This is a genomic window from Olleya sp. ITB9, from assembly GCF_001315805.1.
GTDB classification, from domain to species: Bacteria; Bacteroidota; Bacteroidia; order Flavobacteriales; family Flavobacteriaceae; genus Olleya; species Olleya sediminilitoris.
Map to the genome: position 1 here is coordinate 12,566 of NZ_BCBW01000045.1, position 16,629 is coordinate 29,194.

A 16,629-nucleotide genomic window follows, 5' to 3' on the forward strand; every position below is an offset into this window, starting at 1 on the left:
AAGCAAGTTAAGACTAAACAAGCTTTCAATACTAATAATCATAAAACATTACAATCTAGTTTAAAGCAACTAGAATTTATATCTTTTTTAGAAATGCGTCTGAGTAAGAAAGAGTTAAATAAATTTTCTCTAAAGTTTCTAATAGAGTTAAATAAAATTAAACGCCAAGCAAAATCCAATACTATAAAATCTATACGATTTTTTAAAGAATAAGACTCTTTTTCCATTCGTCGACACTTAAAGGTTATTCACCTTGTTTAAAATCGGTCTAAACGAAAATTAGTTGTAAAACTTACTTATTATATTAGATTTGGCCTTAATTAATAGTCAAAATACCCTCGCAATGCAAAAAAAACTTAAAATTCTCCTAATAGAAGATGACATGATTGAAAAAATGAAGTTAAATCGTACAACTTCTGCTTTGCAATTAGATCACGAAATTATTGAAGCTAATAATGGTGAAGAAGCGCTTCAGTTATTAGAAAACAAAGACAATCTACCAGACATTATATTATTAGACTTAAATATGCCTAAAATTAATGGTATTGAGTTTTTAGGTATTCTTAAAAAAGATGATGTTTTAAAATACATTCCTACTATCATATTAACAACGTCTAACAATCAAAAGGATTTATTAGAATGTTATAAAATAGGTGTTGCAGGTTATGTTATAAAACCATTAAAATACGAAGATTACGTTAGTAAAATTGAAAAATTATTAGCATATTGGAGTGTAAATGAATTAATTGTAGTTTAATTATGAAAGGAATTGTTTTTACAGAATTTTTAGAACTAGTAGAAGATAAGTTTGGACTAGAAATGGTTGATAATATTATATCAAGCTCAGATCTAGAATCTGGAGGAGCATACACAGCTGTTGGGACATACAGTTTTTCTGAAATGTTACAATTATTACAACACCTTAGTGCTAATACAGGTATCTCTATAGATGATTTGTTATTAGTATATGCAGAGCACTTTTTTGGTGTAATTGAAGTAAGTTACCCTGGTTTATTAGCTACGTATAAAGACCCAATAGAGATGATTTCGTCTATTGAAAACCACATTCATGTTGAGGTCAGAAAAATTTATCCAGATGCAGAACTGCCAACATTTGTTGTAGAAAACAAGTCTGAAAACGACTTAACAGTTATTTACAAGTCAAGTCGTGCAATGCATCATTTTGGTTTAGGGTTGATGAACAAAACTTTCGAGCATTTTAATGCAACAGCAAAAATAGAATTAGAAAAAATTAAAGAAGACGGAACTGAAGTAAGATTTGTTATTCACAAAAACTAATGAGTCAAAACCAAGTAGAGATACTACAACGCGCTTTAAAAAGAGAAAAGGCTGCTAGAAAAGCAGCTGAGAAAATTCTTGAAGAAAAATCAAGAGAACTTTTTGAAACTAATCAAAAATTAAAAGAAACCAACTTTCATTTAGAAACCTCATTAACTCAAGCAGACTCACAATTACAAGGTGTTTTTGAAAACATTGTTGATGCTTACGTTATCACAGATTTATGGGGAAACATTTTAAAAATGAATGATTCTGCTGTAACGCTTTTAGGGTTTGAAGATGCTAATGAAGATTTTAATCTTTTAGAAATGCTTGATCTTAAAGAGAAAGATAAAGTACAATCTTGGTTTAAAGGTATGCTAAAAGAAGGGGCTTCAACAGATTTTCAAGTTAATATTACTACTAGAGATAAACAGCAAAAGTTAGTACATATTAACTCTAGTTTGATTTATGATAATGATATAGCTGTTGCTGTACAAGGTATTGTTAGAGATATAACCATCCAGAATAAATATAAAAAAAGTATAGAAGCCGAAAGATTAAAGTATAGCAATATTATTGCTAACATGAATTTAGGGCTTATAGAAATAAATTTGGAGGGTAAAATTATAATGATAAATCAGAGTTTTTCTGATATGTCAGGATATAATCAAGAGCAACTTATTGGTTTTGAAGCAAAAGACGTTTTTACATTAGATAATGAAGAAGCAGAATTAATAGAAGAAGAAAAAAGAAAACGTGTTAAAGGTGAGTCAAATTCTTATGAAATTAAGGTGCAAACTAAAGCAGGAGATGACAGACATTGGTTAGTTAGTGGTGCCCCAAATTATGATATAGAAGGTAAACAAATAGGGTCTATTGCTGTAACATTAGATATTACCGATTTTAAAACACTTCAAAATCAAAAAGAAAAATTATTAACTAAGCTAGAAAAAAGTAATGATGAGTTGCAAGAATATGCTCACATCGTATCACACGATTTAAAGTCTCCATTACGAAGTATAAACGCATTGGTCAGTTGGTTAAAAGAAGATAACCAAGGAAAGCTAGACGACGTAAGTCTTCAAAATTTTGCACTTATTGAAACGACTCTTGAAAAAATGGAACAATTAATTACAGATGTACTTAATTATTCTAGTGTTGGTGCACAAACATCACCTCAAGCAGATGTAAATATTAATAATATGGTATTGGATTTATGCCAAATTCTATATGTGCCAGAACACATTAATATAAAAGTTTTAAACCCCTTACCTATAATTAAAGGAGACAAAACTAAATTACAACAGTTATTTCAGAACTTAATTAGTAATGCAGTTAAGTTTATAGATAAGCCTGAAGGGTTAATACAAATTAATGTAGTTGATTTACCAACGCATTATGAGTTTTCAATTCAAGATAACGGAATGGGTATTGAAAAAAAGTTTCACGACAAAATTTTCAAAATATTTCATTCATTAAATAAAAGTAAAGACTCCACAGGAATAGGATTATCCATAGTTAAAAAAATTGTGGATTTACATGAAGGAGAAATTTGGTTAGAAAGCGAACCAAAAGTAGGCACAACCTTTCACTTTACATTAAAAAAGTAAGACATGAAAACAGTACAGTTAGTTAAACATAAAAATAAAGATTGGCAATATGTTGTTGAAAATCAAGAGTTAAAAGCACCTTTGGTTTTAGTGTTTGGTAACAGGTACTTGTTGGAAGATACTACAATTTATCAAGATTTAAAGGCTAAGTTTCCGGATGGTCACATTGTTTTTGGATCTGCATGCGCAGAGATTTCTTCTAATACAGTTAACGAAGAAAGTATTACAGTAACTGCCATAGAATTTGAAAAAAGTACGTTTCAAATTAAAACTAGTAATGTTTTAAATACAAATTTAGATAGTTTTAAAACAGGTAATGATCTAATAAAACAATTACCACAAGACAATTTAAAGTATGTTTTAGTTGTCTCTGAAGGAAGTTTTATTAATGGTAGCCAATTAACTAAAGGGATGAGTGCATCTACCGAAGACAATTTGCTTATAACAGGTGGATTATGTGGTGATGATGCGCGTTTTGAAAAAACATTAGCCTCTTACAACGAAAATCCAAAAGAAGGCGAGCTAGTTGCAATTGGCTTTTATGGAGATACACTAGAGATATCATTTTCAATACATGGTGGCTGGACACCTTTTGGTCCAGAGCGCACAGTTACTAGATCTAAAGACAATATTTTATATGAATTAGATGGACAGCCAGCTTTAAATTTATATAAAACCTATTTAGGCGAAAAAGCTAAAGACTTACCAGGAGCAGCACTATTATATCCATTAAATGTTACGTCTGAAGGCGAAAACCAGTCAATTGTTAGATCTATTTTAAACATTGACGAAGCTGAAAATGCTGTGGTTTTAGCTGGTGACATTAAAGAAAACTCTAAAGTACAATTAATGATGACTAACGTAGATAATATTGCAAATGCTTCTGAGCAAGCTGCAAAACAGGCGTTAGAGCATAGACAGAATAAACCAGAATTAGCATTATTGGTAAGTTGTATTGGTCGTAAATTGGTATTAGATCAGCGTGTAGAAGAAGAAATTGAAGAAGTTATAGAAGTAATAGGTAAAGACACTGTAATTAGTGGTTTTTATTCCTACGGAGAAATTGCACCTTTTCATGGAGAAGTAGCATGTCAGTTGCACAATCAAACCATGACCATAACATTAATTAGTGAATAATGAATTCGCTATTAAAAAGACAAATTCGTAAATATTTAAGTGAAGATTTAAAAAACAATAAGGAACTAACTCAGTTTTTTAATGCAATAGATAGCTCTTATAATAATTTTGACGAGCAGTCAAACATGATACAAAGAGCCATGTCTATTAGCTCAGACGAGTTATATACAGCCAATCGTAAGCTACAAAACGAAGCAGAAGAGCAAAAAGAAGTCATTCAAAAACTTAAAAGTGTTATTGATACTTTAAAGTTTTATAATTTAACAGAAGAAGATAGCAAAGAAAATGTAGAGCTTACAGGATCTAATTTGGTAGATTTTATTGACAATCAAACTAAAGAAATTGTTCAAATAAATAAACAAAAACAAGAATTATTAAACGAGTTGGCCTATCAAAACCAAGAGTTAAGTGACTATGCACACATGGTTTCTCATGATTTAAAATCGCCATTACGTAGTATTGATGCCTTAACCACTTGGTTTACTCAAGACTATCAATCTGTTATTGATGATAATGGAAAACACACACTTAAGCTTATTAGAGACAGTGTTGACAAAATGGAAAAATTAATAAGTGGTATTTTAGAGTACTCAACTATTGGTAAAAACCAGATTGAAGTCTATGATGTAGATTTAAACAATTTAATAGACAATGTTCTAAAAATAATTCAGGTACCAAATCATATTAATATTACAAAACCTAATTTACCAATTGTTAAAGGAGATAAATATAGATTACAACAACTATTTCAAAACCTAATTGGTAATGCTATTAAATATAATGATAAAGACAAAGGACTAATTGAAATTGGAGTAGAAGAACAAAAACAATATTGGCAATTTTATATTAAAGATAACGGAAAAGGTATTGATAGTTCTTACTTTGATAAGATCTTTAAAACCTTTAATAAGCTAGAAAACTCACCAGATTCTTCAGGAATTGGTTTGTCTATAGTTAAAAAAATTGTCGAATTATATGGAGGAAAAATATGGCTTCAATCTCAAGTAAATATTGGAACAACATTTTATTTTACATTAAAAAAATAACATCATGGAACAACCAAACCAAACCTATATTGATAACCTATCAGGTGGAGATGCTTCTTTTAAACAGCAGTTAATAGACGTAATTAAAAAAGAGTTTCCAGAAGAGCAAAAAGAATATTTTGATAATTATAATGCAAAAAATTTTAAACTCGCAGCAGATAATGTGCATAAACTTAAACATAAAATTAGTATTTTAGGGCTTGAAAAAGGATATGAAGTGGCTGTAAATTATGAGAATAGTTTACTAGAAAGTAAATTTGATTATAAAAATGAGTTTGAATCTATACTTGACACTATAACATCATATCTAGAGACCCTCTAAATATTATATATGAATTGTATTGTAATTGATGACGAAGCTACAGCTAGAATTATAATTTCTCAATTATGCTCAAATGTGCCAAGTTTAAATGTTTTAGAAGACTTTCCTAATGCAATGCAAGCCATAAAATACTTAAATCAAAATAAAGTTGATTTGATATTTTTAGATATTCATATGCCAGATTTTACAGGTTTTGATTTTATCGAAACACTTAAAAATCCTCCAAAAATAATATTAACTACTTCAGACCCAAATTTTGCAATCCAAGCTTTTGAGTACGATTGTATAGTGGATTACCTTGTAAAACCAATAACTCAAGCACGTTTTGATAAAGCTATAGTTAAGGCTGAGGCCAAACAAAATACTGTAAAAAACACTGTTAATGCAGAAAAAGTAGAAGCCACTTCAGGAAACGATTTATACGTCAACATTGACAGACGTTTAATAAAAATAGATATTCCAAGTATTTATTTAGTCGAGGCTAAAGGTGATTATATTCAAGTAAAAACAGAAGACAAGAATTATACCGTACATTCTACTTTAAAAAAGATAGTAGAAAAACTACCAGATGATTTATTCTTGAAAGTACATAGGTCATATGTTATTAATGTTAAAAAAATCATTGACATTGAAGACAATAGTGTTCTTATAAAAAAAGATGTAATACCAGTAAGTCGTTCAAACAGACCAGAGTTAATGAAACGATTAAATCTATTGTAATATATTGTTTTTAAGTGTTTTATGTTTTTTTTGCGCTTTTATTTCAGCATTAATAACCATTTTACACTTAAAATTTAACAAAAAATCAGTTTAACGGTATTAAAAATCGTTTAACTGTATATTTCTACCATTCGTCTACACTTAAAAATGAGCTAATCGAAAACCTCTAATTGAATCATACATTACTTTTAATTTTATCATCAAATTAATCCAATTAAGATGAAAAAATTATTAATAGTCGTGTTAGTATGTAACACATTTTTAATGTCTTGTTCCTCACAAGATGAAACCCAAATAGAAGAATTAAACACTAAAAACATAAATGTAACCTATTCAACTTTAGATTATGAGGTTGTAGAGTTGCTTAATGCTCACCGAATTTCTTTAGGATTAAACAGCTTAAATATTTTAGACAATGCATCAGCAGTCGCAATATCACATAGCCAATATATGGTTGATCAAGGTGAAGCCAGTCACGACAACTTTTACAGCAGATCACAACATTTAAAAAATCAAGTCAATGCAAAAACGGTGTCAGAAAACGTAGCCTATGGTTTTACTAACGCTCAAGCTTTGGTAAACGCTTGGTTAAATAGTGATGGTCATAGACAAAACATTGAAAATCCTGAATTAACAGACTTAGGTATTGCTTGTGAAAAAGACAATTCTGGTAAGCGTTATTTTACTAATATTTTCATCAAAATATAATAATTAAATAGCTTATCTATAAATAGTTACCATTCGTCTACACTAGTAAAGCACTAATCGAAAAACATAAAAAAAAGCCAAGATCTAACCTAAATTTGTATTGTAACAAAAAACCAATATCATGAAAAGAACTTTACCTACCTTTATACAAAAACTTACAGCGATAGCTATATTGCTTTTAAGTTTTTCTGTTACAGGACAAAACATTCCTTTTAATTGTGATTATAGTGCTTATTTATTTCAATACAATGATGTATATGCAATAGATTTAGCTTCCGGTAACTCTTTTCTTGCAGCAGAAGATATTACTTCTGGAAATATAAACGCAGCAGCTTATAATCCTGCAGATGGTTTTATTTGGGGATATTTAAGCACACCTTCTAATACTATAGTTAGAATTGGTAAAGACTTTCAAACAACTTCATTTATTATTCCAGAGTTAACTACAGGTAATAAATATGTTGGAGATATAAGTCCTGACGGTATATATTATTTTAAGGCAGGTGGTACAACTTACTTTAAAGTAGATTTAAATCCAAACTCACCAACATATACTCAGTATTTATCTACCGAAACGTTATCACAAAATATAAGTATACATGATTGGGCTTTTAATGCAGTAGACGGAAACTTATATGCAGTAGAAAAAAATAGCAATATATTATATAGAATTAATCCAACAACAAATGTTGTTGAGAGTTTAGGTGAAGTACCAATTTTAGCTGGATTAAAATACACTTATGGAGCAGTCTATTTTGATGCTGACGGACGTTTTTATGTGTCTGCTAACCAAACAGGAACAATATATGTCATCCAAAGTGTACAAGACTTGACCCCTTCAAGTCAGATGAGTTCTAACTTATTTGCTTTTGGACCATCAAGCGCTAGTAACGATGGTGCACGTTGTCCAACAGCTCCTGTATTACAAGAAATTTGCGATAATGGTATTGATGATGATGGTGATGGATTGATTGATTGTGATGATCCTTCTTGTTCAGGATTTGGTAGTTGTGCAGTAATTCCGGCACCAACAACAGCTAATGATGGTGGTTTAGAAAGTAATGGAAGATTATCTGAAGCTATTAACAAACGTAACTTCAATCGTGCTAAAAATAGTTATAAATTTGATCAAAAGTCAGCAAAAAGAGTCACTAAAGATACTAGTAATACATCTGTAAATAGAGCAGCATCTAATACCACTTTTCAATTACAAGATTTTGTACCGTTAACAACTATTAACGAAGATTATGCAGTAGACTCAACACCACAAGATTTATTAAATATTACTAATGCAACAGAAGTATACTCTGTAGACTATATGCAAAATAATGCTTCAATAGCTTCTGTATTAGCTTTAAAAACTGAAAACGGAGTTTATGAACATACAAAATATATTTGCGATAGATTATTAGGAGGCGAATTAATTTCGGTTTCAACCATGGATATTAATGGTCAACCTTTTATAAAATCAATTATAAAAAATGTAGACGGAAGTTTTGAATACGTATTAAGCTTATCAGCTAAACTAGCTAATAACGATGCTAACTTTGCTATTGAGAGTCACTGGAATTTAGATTTATACGAAGAAAACGTAACCTTTTACAACTTCCAAATCTGGTCAGATTCGATAGACGATTTATATAGCTTAGCAGAAGAAGTTTTAATTTTATTGGATGCAGAAAAAGCAATTTCGGGTTACCAATTATCAACTCCTCCAACAGTATTTGTTAGAAAAGGAAAATACAATAATGGAGCATTAGATCTTCAAATTATAAATACAAATGCTACAGGAAACGTAGGGTTTGATTCTGGGTACAGAGTAACAGAAACTAGTGATTTTAACTATTCAAATTCGACTATAGATTTAAATCAAGATTATATAACTGAGTTAGAAGTTTCTACAGGTAATTTATTTGATATAGGATTTAGAATTGGAGACGGTATAAACACACCAGACGATTTATTTATGTCAGATGGACCTTGGGGAGTTGACGATTCTGAAGCTAATACAACCGTAAATAGCTACTTAGTATCTCCAAACACAACGACTTTTGATAGTCAAGATTTTCCAATAGAAAGAAATGTGACATTAAATGCCACAACAGATACTTATGTAGCAGCATACAGAGCTTTAACACCACGTTTTAAAGCAGTAGATTTAAATGACTTTACTAGCTTTAAATTTAAAGCAAAAGGTACTGGAAATTTAGAAATTACTTTAGTAAAACAAAGTATTACAAATTGGGATGAGCAATACAAAACAACAATTGCTTTAACAGATACTTACCAAAGTCATGCTGTATTATTTTCAGAGTTTACTTCTACTTTAACTCCTTCATTAGAAGCTAATGATATTGTAACTATTGTATTTACAATGCAAAGCGAGGATGGATCTGTAACTACTAAGCAAATGGATATACAAGATGTACGTTTTTCAAGAGGAAATGCTTTATCAGTAAACGATTTTGAAACTGAAACAGTCAATACATTAATAGCTTACCCAAACCCAATGATAGAGGCTTCTAACTTACATTTTACTAGCCAAAAATCTGAAAATGTTGAACTAATAATTTATAACCAATTAGGAAAAATAGTGTACAAAACATCAGTAGAGTCACTAGTTGGAAATAATATCATACCTATAAATAGTCAAAACTTAAGTTCTGGATTATACATCTGTAAATTATCTAGTACTAACACAAATTATAAACCCTTAAAGTTGCTAGTTAAATAGTAACTGCCCATTGTTTTTTGATTGATAGCGAGGGAAGCCAAAAAAGTTAAATTAGTCTTATTTGGTTTCTTAAACAGGCAAGAGAGTTAACTCTTGCCTGTTTTTTTTTGTAATAATTTTACAATACTCAAACCTTATTATTCTGTATATTTAAGCATAATTAATCTATCAATTTTGAATAATAAAATTAATCTTAAAGAAGCGATTTCTATTGGGATAGGCGGAATGGTTGGTGGCGGAATTTTTGCAGTGCTTGGTTTGGCTGTTTCTTTAGCTAAAGGAGGTACACCTGTTGCTTTCTTATTTGCAGGTGTTATAGCTTTGCTTACGGCATATTCTTATGCTAAATTATCTAAAAAATTTCCAGAAAAAGGAGGGACAGTAAGATTTGTACATCAACAATACGGAAATGGCATTTTTGCAGGAGGTATCAACAATCTACTTTGGATAAGTTATATTGTAATGTTAGCATTATATGCCTCAGCTTTTGGGTCTTATGCTGCTGAGCTTTTTACCATTACTGGGAAAAAACTTTTAGACGTCCGTATTTGTCAAACAGCAATAATAATAATTGCTTTAGTTATTAACTATTTAAGTGTTAGTTTAGTTAGTCGTATCGAGTCTGTTGCTGTCATAATAAAATTAGCCATTTTAATAGCCTTTATAGCAATTGGATTTTATGGGTTTTCATTACATCCAGAACATTTACAACAATTAAAACCAAGTAATTGGGAAGCTCCATTTTTGTTGCTTTCTGGTGGTATGGTAATTTTTGTAGCTTACGAAGGCTTTGAGCTAATAGCTAATTCTATTTCAGATTTAAAAAATAGAGAACAAAATACTGAAAAAGCCTATTTTGGAGCAGTAGGTTTTGTTGTTGTATTATATGTTTTAATAGCAATAGTTACTGTTGGATCTTTGACTTTTGATAAAATTGCAGATGCAAAAGATTATGTTTTGGCTCAAGCAGCAGCACCAACATTAGGGCAAATAGGATTTACTATAATTACTATTACAGCATTAATTTCTACATTTTCAGCTATTAATGCTACAATTTTAGGAAGCGGAAGGGTAAATTATGACATAGCCGAAGATCAAGAACTTCCAAAATACTTTTGTCGTAAGTTTTTAGGCAAACCAATAGGTTTTTTAATTACTGCAATATTGTCAATAGTGTTAGTTAATTTATTTAATCTTCAAAGCATTTCAACAGCAGGAAGTGCTGGATTTTTATTAATATTTGGTTTAGTAAACTATATTGGATTTAAAAAACATCAAGAATTGAAGTCCAAAAAAAGTATTCATTTAATAGCTAGTATATTATGTTTTGTAGCTTTTTGTACACTAATTGTTCAGCAATTTCAAACTAATATTTCTGGAGTATTAATCGCTTTGGGTGTTATTGTATTTTGCTTTACAATGGAATGGATGTACAAAACGATTAGTCATAAAAGTGGTTTTTAAATATCAATAAACAATATTGTTTGTCTTTATTAAATCAATTTATTTTTTATCTCTAAACACTGGTTTGTCAAACAATAACCATTTAAAACGAACACCAATTTCGTTAAAAGTAAAACCAGCAGCAGTAGCAGATGCTATATTGCTTCGTGTTCCAAATATATTAGCCAAACAACGCTCTGAAAATTTATAGCCTAATTTTCCTTGTATTCTGTAAGTACTTTGGCTTTCGTCGTCGTCAATAAATTGTAATCCAGTAGCAGCAGTAAGCTCATAAAACCATTCTTTAGGTTTGGCTATGTTTTCATCTTTAATAAGGTTTGCAAATACTTCTGCAGCATTAAAGGTTTCTGGTGAAAAGTAAATACTTGGTACCTGATCTTTAAAAGTTATGTATTGGTAGTTTATACCAGCTTTAAGTGATGGTTTTGGTAAAATGTTATAGTATAAAGAAGTAAACAATAAGTTTCTAGCGTTGTCATCACTTTGTTTGGTGTAAAAATATTGAGTAAACCATCCTAAATTAAAATTAGTATTTAAACTATAATTGGCGTAGTAGTTATTTTGTACGATTTCTCGATCTATTAATTCAGCATTAAAACTTTGTATTTCACGTTTATATCCAACGGTTAAATCCTGCAGTTTAAAAGGTTTAATATTAAAAGATATATCTGCTAAGACTTGTGTGTAGTCATTAGTTGTTGCTGTAGCTGAAGTTAATCCAGCAGTACCTTTTAAAGATAAATTAGGTAATAATTGATAGGAAGCACCAACACTAAAGTCATTTGAAGTAGCATCGTTATTAGTAACAGGGTTAGTTGTACTTCGATAATTATAGCTTCCTAAGATTTTAAATTTTGTTGAAAACGGAAACTCTAAAGTGTTATTAAAAGCAAAAGCTTCATTGTCTCCATTATCAAAACTATAGGATACTTTACCTTCATAAAAAGGGGTAAATGTTGTGTTTAAGTTTTTTATAAAGTTTGTGGCATCCTTTTGATTGTCGTAAAACTTTAATGTGTTTTCAGCAGACTTATATGCAGCTTCATATTTACCTAATGCTTTTAAGGCATTTGCGTTACCCAAGTTTCCGTCAAAAGATGTACTGTCATTAACCAAAATTTGATCATAATCAGTAACACTTTTTTTAAAGTCACTTTTGTAAATATTAAGTGTTGCACGTAAAGCTAAGACCCAATTGTCATTAGGTTTTGTTTCAATTAAATTCGCGATTAGCGTGTCTGCAGTTTTGTATTTTTTATTCCAAATTAACGCTTGCGCGTTACGCTCTGTAGTTTGTTGTTTTAGTGTAGCGTCTGTAGTTTCATTTAAACTGTTATAGGCTTGTGTACTTAAATCTAGTGCGTCTTTTTCTTTACCTTTTAAGTGAGATACTAACGCTAAACCATTTAAAGCAATAATTTTATTATCAGGATTGGCTGCTAAGGTATTATAAGTAGCTTGAGCATCATCATATTTATTTGCAATTAAATACAGATTAGCTAAGTTTAATAAACTGTCTTTGTCATTGTTAAAAATTGCAAGACTATTTTTAAGTAATGCTTCGGCTTCATCGTATTGTTGTGCTTGTTGTTTTTGGTAAGCATAGCCTAAATACATGTATTTTTTAGATGTTAGTGCATTTGGGTTTCCAGGAGACACATCTAAAGCCTTGTCTACATATTTTAAAGCATTTTCATATTCTTTTAAATTAGAAAGTGTGTTTGCATAACTTAATAGTGCAGCAAAACTTTTTGGGTCTTCGTCTATTAAAGATTTAAAATAGGTTTTAGCTTTAGGAAAATTACTAGTCCACAATAAAGACTCGCCATAATTTAGCTTGACTTCAAAATCATCAGGATAATCTGCCAATAGGTTTGTAAATAAGGTGTTGGCGTCTTCAGGTTTACCGTTTAGTCCAATAGCACGACCATAACAAAGTCTTGCAGTTTTATTGTCTGGATATTGTTTTAAAATAGACTGAAAAAAAGTTTCCGCTTTAGCGTACTTACCAGTTTCTAAATAGGTAAACCCTTCTTTCATGTCTTGGGTATATCCCAAAAAAGAAGTTGATAATAAGGTAAGTAGAAATATAAATTTAAGTTTCATGTTCTGGTTTTAAGTCATTTGCAAGTTAAGCATTCATTTCCATTCATTCATCTACACCAATCGTCGACTCGTCGAAATTCAACTGAATTTGAAAGGTTTACGTTGCATCTTTGTATCAGAAACAAACAAGAAACCAACATGGCTTTAAAAATATTAAGAAACGATAACACATTTACATTAGAAGGACAAATTGATGCTACCACAGCAAGTAGCTTTCAAACCCATTTTAACATCACTCTTAATACTTTAGAAAACCTAACGATTGATATTAATAAAGTTACTCAAATAGATGCAAAAGGTATGAATGCTTTTAAAGTTATTTATAATAATGCAAAATCATGGGATAAACCTTTTGTAATTGTAGGACTTGGTTGTAAAGATATTTATGAAGAATTACTAAGCATAGCTTAATACTTATACCCAAATTTAAACCTTTTAAACTGAAACATTATGGCACTAACAATAACACAACAAGACAATACAATTTTTTTAGATGGTGTTTTAAATACTGCAAACATTACAAGTTTTAAAAAGCATTTTAGCTACATTTTAGAGTCCAATACAAATATGACATTAAATATTGAAAATGTAGAATCTATTGATATAACAGCATTACAAGTTTTAAAAGTTATGTATAGTCAAGCGATAATGAAACAAAACATGTTTTTTGTTGAAGGTAAAAATAGCGAAACTATTTACGAAACCTTTAGCTATCCTAATGTAGCATAACTAAAAACCTTAACCTTAAATCGCTATTAAGATGCAAGTTTTATCGATGTTAAAATCAAGAAAAATATCTCCAGAGCAACTGTTTATGCTAAGTGTATTGGCAGTAAATGGAGGAAACTATTTATACAACCTAATTCTAGGTCGTGTATTAGGACCAGCACAATTTGCAGACGCAGCTGTTTTAATTACCTTTTTGTTGGTGTTATCTTTTGTAGCCATGACATTTCAGTTAGTAACAGCAAAGTTTTCGGTAATTTTTGAAAATGAAACTTTCGCCAATTTTGTAGCTAAAATATATAAGCATGCTACTATTGTTGGATTGGGCTTTGGAGCTTTAATTATAATATTTGCAAAACAATTACAAATTGTTTTTAATACATCGTCGTCAAGCATGTTTACCATATTTGGAATTGGTATACCGCTTTACTTTTTAATGAGTGTAAACAGAGGCGTGTTTCAGGGTAAAAAAGAGTTTAAGTTTTTATCAATCACTTATCAAGCAGAAATGCTAAGTAGATTGGTTATTACCTTAGGATTGATCTTTTTATTTAACATGCAATCATCGGTTGTGATTGCTATCGGAATTTTAATTTCGTTTGGTTTTGGATTAATTCCGTTTAAATTTAAAAATATTAAATTTAAAAATATATTAGCTATTGATGCAACGCAGTCAAAACAAGTTCGTAGCTTTTTTATAATCACTGCGTTTTATGAGCTAACACAAATTATAATTAATAATAGTGACATATTATTAGTTAAACATTACTTTGACTCTTATGATGCAGGATTATATGCTTCATTAGCCTTAATAGGTCGTATAGTTTACTTCATAGCTTGGATGTTTGTAATGTTATTATTACCAACTGTAGTACAGTTAAAAAAAGAAGGTAAAGCAACAGCACCAATATTGTTTAAGTATGTTGGTTATATAGCAGGAATTGCAACCGTTATCGTTATTGGTTGTGCCTTATTCCCAAAAACAGCAATAACCATTTTATTTGGTGATAGTTATTTAGCTATGGCTCCTTTATTATGGAAGTACGCTTTGGCAACAGGTTTGTTTGCCATCTCAAATATATTTGCATATTACTATTTATCATTAGACAGATACATTCCTGTTGTGATCTCTGGAGTATTTGGAATGCTTCAAATGGGATTAGTAATATTTTTTCATGACAGTTTAGAGCAAGTCGTACACATGCAGATTATAGCCATGTCGTTATTACTTGTAATACAAATTAGTTTTTTTGTTTTCGACTCTAAGTTGAAACAATAGAATTGAGTGTTTTTTTAGTTTATTTTGGTTGAAGGCTGTAGTTTGTACTACAGCCTTTTTTGTTTTTTGTAGGTTTTGTAACTATCTGTAAAATAGGTAAATCTATAGATTTTTACCATTCGTCTACACCAAAATGCATTCTGTCTAAGGTTAATAGAAAAACTCTTTTTAAAAGTTCAAATTTGTAATGTAATCAAGAGACAAGATATTAAAAAATATAAATACAGGTATTATGAAACTAGCAATCGTAACAGCATATCCACCAAGCAAAGTCACACTAAACGAGTACGCTTACCATTTAGTAAAGCATTTTAGACAAAAAGATAATGTAACAGAAATAGTGTTGCTTACAGATAAAACAGAAGGCATAAAAGATATCGCGTTTACTGAAGCTGGATGTAAGATCACTGTTAAAGAGTGTTGGGCTTTTAATAGTTATACTAACATAATCAACGTTACTAAAGCTATTAATGCAACCAAACCAGATGCAGTATTATTTAACTTGCAGTTCATGAAGTTTGGAGATAAAAAAATAGCTGCAGCTTTAGGTTTGATGTTACCATTAGTTTGTAAGTTAAAAAACATACCAAACATCGTTTTATTACATAATATACTTGAAGAGGTAGATTTAGGATCTGCAGGATTTACAAGTAATAAACTAATGCAAAAAGTATATGGTTTTATCGGTACGACTTTAACAAAATTAATATTACAAGCAGATACAGTTGCAGTAACAATGCAAAAGTACGTTGACATTTTAGAGAAAAAATATAAGGCCAAAAATGTAACATTAATTCCGCATGGAACTTTTGAAGTTACTGAAGTACAACCAGATTACAGTTTACCAAAAGGACCTTTACAGATTATGACTTTTGGAAAATTTGGTACTTACAAAAAGGTTGAAGGTATGATTGAAGCTGTAGAAAAAGTTAGAAAATATACAGGAATGGATCTTGAAGTTGTAATTGCAGGAACAGACAACCCAAATGTACCAGGTTATTTAGCTAAAGTAAAAGAAGATTATAAACATGTACCGCAAGTACGTTTTACAGGTTATGTAGAAGAAGTAGAAGTACCTGTATTATTTAACGAAAGTGCAGTAGTTGTATTTCCATATACATCCACAACAGGAAGCTCTGGAGTTTTACACCAAGCTGGAAGTTACGGTAAAGCAGTTGTAATGCCAGATTTAGGAGATCTTGCTTTATTAGTTAAAGATGAAGGTTATAAAGGTGAGTTTTTTGACCCAACATCTATTGATAGTTTAGCCAAAGCAATTGAAGCTATTGTAACCAATAATGATTACAGAATTGAATTAGGTAAAGCAAATTATGAAGCAGCAACAGCCTATCCAATGGAAAAAATAGCAAGTATGTATTTGAATAATTTTGATAAGATTATTCAAAAAAAAAGACCAACTAAATCTAGAAAAAAGCAAACTATAGATATACAACCTACCACAGTAGAATAATCTAGTCTTGCTTTTTTTGTCCCAA

General features: G+C 30.1%; 15 protein-coding genes. 14 read left to right on the forward strand and 1 reads right to left on the reverse strand.

Translation table 11 applies throughout. The features are described from left to right. Positions 1 to 343 precede the first annotated feature (343 nt). The 10 genes from ITB9_RS12960 (at position 344) to ITB9_RS13005 (ending at position 11,022) form a co-directional block, all read left to right on the forward strand. Positions 344 to 757 carry a response regulator gene (locus tag ITB9_RS12960; RefSeq protein WP_028289397.1) on the forward strand — a complete coding sequence of 138 codons (414 nt, stop codon included), beginning with the start codon at positions 344 to 346 and terminating at the stop codon, positions 755 to 757. A gap of 2 nt (positions 758 to 759) precedes the next feature. Further along, positions 760 to 1,299 (forward strand): heme NO-binding domain-containing protein, encoded by a 540-nt coding sequence (locus ITB9_RS12965; RefSeq protein ID WP_054852568.1) that lies wholly within the window; start codon positions 760 to 762, stop codon positions 1,297 to 1,299. Further along, positions 1,299 to 2,891 carry a PAS domain S-box protein gene (locus ITB9_RS12970; protein WP_054852569.1) on the forward strand — a complete coding sequence of 531 codons (1,593 nt, stop codon included), beginning with the start codon at positions 1,299 to 1,301 and terminating at the stop codon, positions 2,889 to 2,891. The genes ITB9_RS12965 and ITB9_RS12970 overlap by 1 nt, the downstream gene beginning before the upstream one ends. 3 nt (positions 2,892 to 2,894) lie before the next feature. After that, complete coding sequence (locus tag ITB9_RS12975) at positions 2,895 to 4,028, forward strand: FIST signal transduction protein (RefSeq protein ID WP_054852570.1); 1,134 nt, start codon at positions 2,895 to 2,897, stop codon at positions 4,026 to 4,028. Continuing rightward, positions 4,028 to 5,074 carry an ATP-binding protein gene (locus ITB9_RS12980; RefSeq protein WP_054852571.1) on the forward strand — a complete coding sequence of 349 codons (1,047 nt, stop codon included), beginning with the start codon at positions 4,028 to 4,030 and terminating at the stop codon, positions 5,072 to 5,074. Before ITB9_RS12975 ends, ITB9_RS12980 begins: the two co-directional genes overlap by 1 nt. 4 nt (positions 5,075 to 5,078) lie before the next feature. Continuing rightward, positions 5,079 to 5,396, forward strand: a complete 318-nt coding sequence (locus ITB9_RS12985; RefSeq protein WP_054852572.1) for a hypothetical protein — start codon at positions 5,079 to 5,081, stop codon at positions 5,394 to 5,396. Positions 5,397 to 5,405: 9 nt separating this feature from the next. Then, positions 5,406 to 6,116, forward strand: a complete 711-nt coding sequence (locus ITB9_RS12990; protein WP_054852573.1) for a LytTR family DNA-binding domain-containing protein — start codon at positions 5,406 to 5,408, stop codon at positions 6,114 to 6,116. Positions 6,117 to 6,335: 219 nt separating this feature from the next. Then, entirely contained in the window at positions 6,336 to 6,824 is a 489-nt protein-coding gene (locus tag ITB9_RS12995) for a CAP domain-containing protein (protein ID WP_028289390.1), read from the forward strand. Between the two features lie 121 nt (positions 6,825 to 6,945). Further along, on the forward strand, positions 6,946 to 9,558 hold the full coding sequence (locus ITB9_RS13000; protein ID WP_054852574.1) for a T9SS type A sorting domain-containing protein: 2,613 nt from the start codon (positions 6,946 to 6,948) through the stop codon (positions 9,556 to 9,558). Between the two features lie 174 nt (positions 9,559 to 9,732). Next, positions 9,733 to 11,022, forward strand: a complete 1,290-nt coding sequence (locus tag ITB9_RS13005; RefSeq protein ID WP_054852575.1) for an APC family permease — start codon at positions 9,733 to 9,735, stop codon at positions 11,020 to 11,022. A 39-nt stretch (positions 11,023 to 11,061) separates the two neighbouring features. Here the strand turns inward: ITB9_RS13005 and ITB9_RS13010 are convergent, their stop codons facing one another. Next, the gene (locus ITB9_RS13010) at positions 11,062 to 13,128 is read right to left on the reverse strand and encodes a tetratricopeptide repeat protein (protein ID WP_054852576.1); all 2,067 of its coding nucleotides are present in this window, start codon (positions 13,126 to 13,128) and stop codon (positions 11,062 to 11,064) included. A gap of 138 nt (positions 13,129 to 13,266) precedes the next feature. Here ITB9_RS13010 and ITB9_RS13015 point away from each other — a divergent pair, with 138 nt between their 5' ends. The 4 genes from ITB9_RS13015 to ITB9_RS13030 all read left to right on the forward strand — a co-directional run bounded on the left by ITB9_RS13015 (position 13,267) and on the right by ITB9_RS13030 (position 16,604). Further along, a complete protein-coding gene (locus ITB9_RS13015; protein ID WP_028606884.1) occupies positions 13,267 to 13,539 on the forward strand; it encodes an STAS domain-containing protein in 273 nt (90 codons plus the stop codon). A gap of 39 nt (positions 13,540 to 13,578) precedes the next feature. After that, on the forward strand, positions 13,579 to 13,857 hold the full coding sequence (locus ITB9_RS13020) for an STAS domain-containing protein (protein ID WP_054852577.1): 279 nt from the start codon (positions 13,579 to 13,581) through the stop codon (positions 13,855 to 13,857). A gap of 31 nt (positions 13,858 to 13,888) precedes the next feature. Continuing rightward, on the forward strand, positions 13,889 to 15,133 hold the full coding sequence (locus ITB9_RS13025; RefSeq protein ID WP_054852578.1) for an oligosaccharide flippase family protein: 1,245 nt from the start codon (positions 13,889 to 13,891) through the stop codon (positions 15,131 to 15,133). Between the two features lie 232 nt (positions 15,134 to 15,365). After that, positions 15,366 to 16,604, forward strand: coding sequence for a glycosyltransferase (locus tag ITB9_RS13030; protein WP_054852579.1), 1,239 nt, complete (start codon positions 15,366 to 15,368; stop codon positions 16,602 to 16,604). The last annotated feature ends 25 nt before the right edge of the window (positions 16,605 to 16,629 follow it).

Bases quoted from the DNA above. Each gene is read 5' to 3' on its own strand.
- ITB9_RS12960 (WP_028289397.1), top strand. From the start codon at position 344: ATGCAAAAAAAACTTAAAATTCTCCTAATAGAAGATGACATGATTGAA.
- ITB9_RS12965 (WP_054852568.1), top strand. From the start codon at position 760: ATGAAAGGAATTGTTTTTACAGAATTTTTAGAACTAGTAGAAGATAAG.
- ITB9_RS12970 (WP_054852569.1), top strand. From the start codon at position 1,299: ATGAGTCAAAACCAAGTAGAGATACTACAACGCGCTTTAAAAAGAGAA.
- ITB9_RS12975 (WP_054852570.1), top strand. From the start codon at position 2,895: ATGAAAACAGTACAGTTAGTTAAACATAAAAATAAAGATTGGCAATAT.
- ITB9_RS12980 (WP_054852571.1), top strand. From the start codon at position 4,028: ATGAATTCGCTATTAAAAAGACAAATTCGTAAATATTTAAGTGAAGAT.
- ITB9_RS12985 (WP_054852572.1), top strand. From the start codon at position 5,079: ATGGAACAACCAAACCAAACCTATATTGATAACCTATCAGGTGGAGAT.
- ITB9_RS12990 (WP_054852573.1), top strand. From the start codon at position 5,406: ATGAATTGTATTGTAATTGATGACGAAGCTACAGCTAGAATTATAATT.
- ITB9_RS12995 (WP_028289390.1), top strand. From the start codon at position 6,336: ATGAAAAAATTATTAATAGTCGTGTTAGTATGTAACACATTTTTAATG.
- ITB9_RS13000 (WP_054852574.1), top strand. From the start codon at position 6,946: ATGAAAAGAACTTTACCTACCTTTATACAAAAACTTACAGCGATAGCT.
- ITB9_RS13010 (WP_054852576.1), bottom strand. From the start codon at position 13,128: ATGAAACTTAAATTTATATTTCTACTTACCTTATTATCAACTTCTTTT.
- ITB9_RS13015 (WP_028606884.1), top strand. From the start codon at position 13,267: ATGGCTTTAAAAATATTAAGAAACGATAACACATTTACATTAGAAGGA.
- ITB9_RS13020 (WP_054852577.1), top strand. From the start codon at position 13,579: ATGGCACTAACAATAACACAACAAGACAATACAATTTTTTTAGATGGT.
- ITB9_RS13025 (WP_054852578.1), top strand. From the start codon at position 13,889: ATGCAAGTTTTATCGATGTTAAAATCAAGAAAAATATCTCCAGAGCAA.
- ITB9_RS13030 (WP_054852579.1), top strand. From the start codon at position 15,366: ATGAAACTAGCAATCGTAACAGCATATCCACCAAGCAAAGTCACACTA.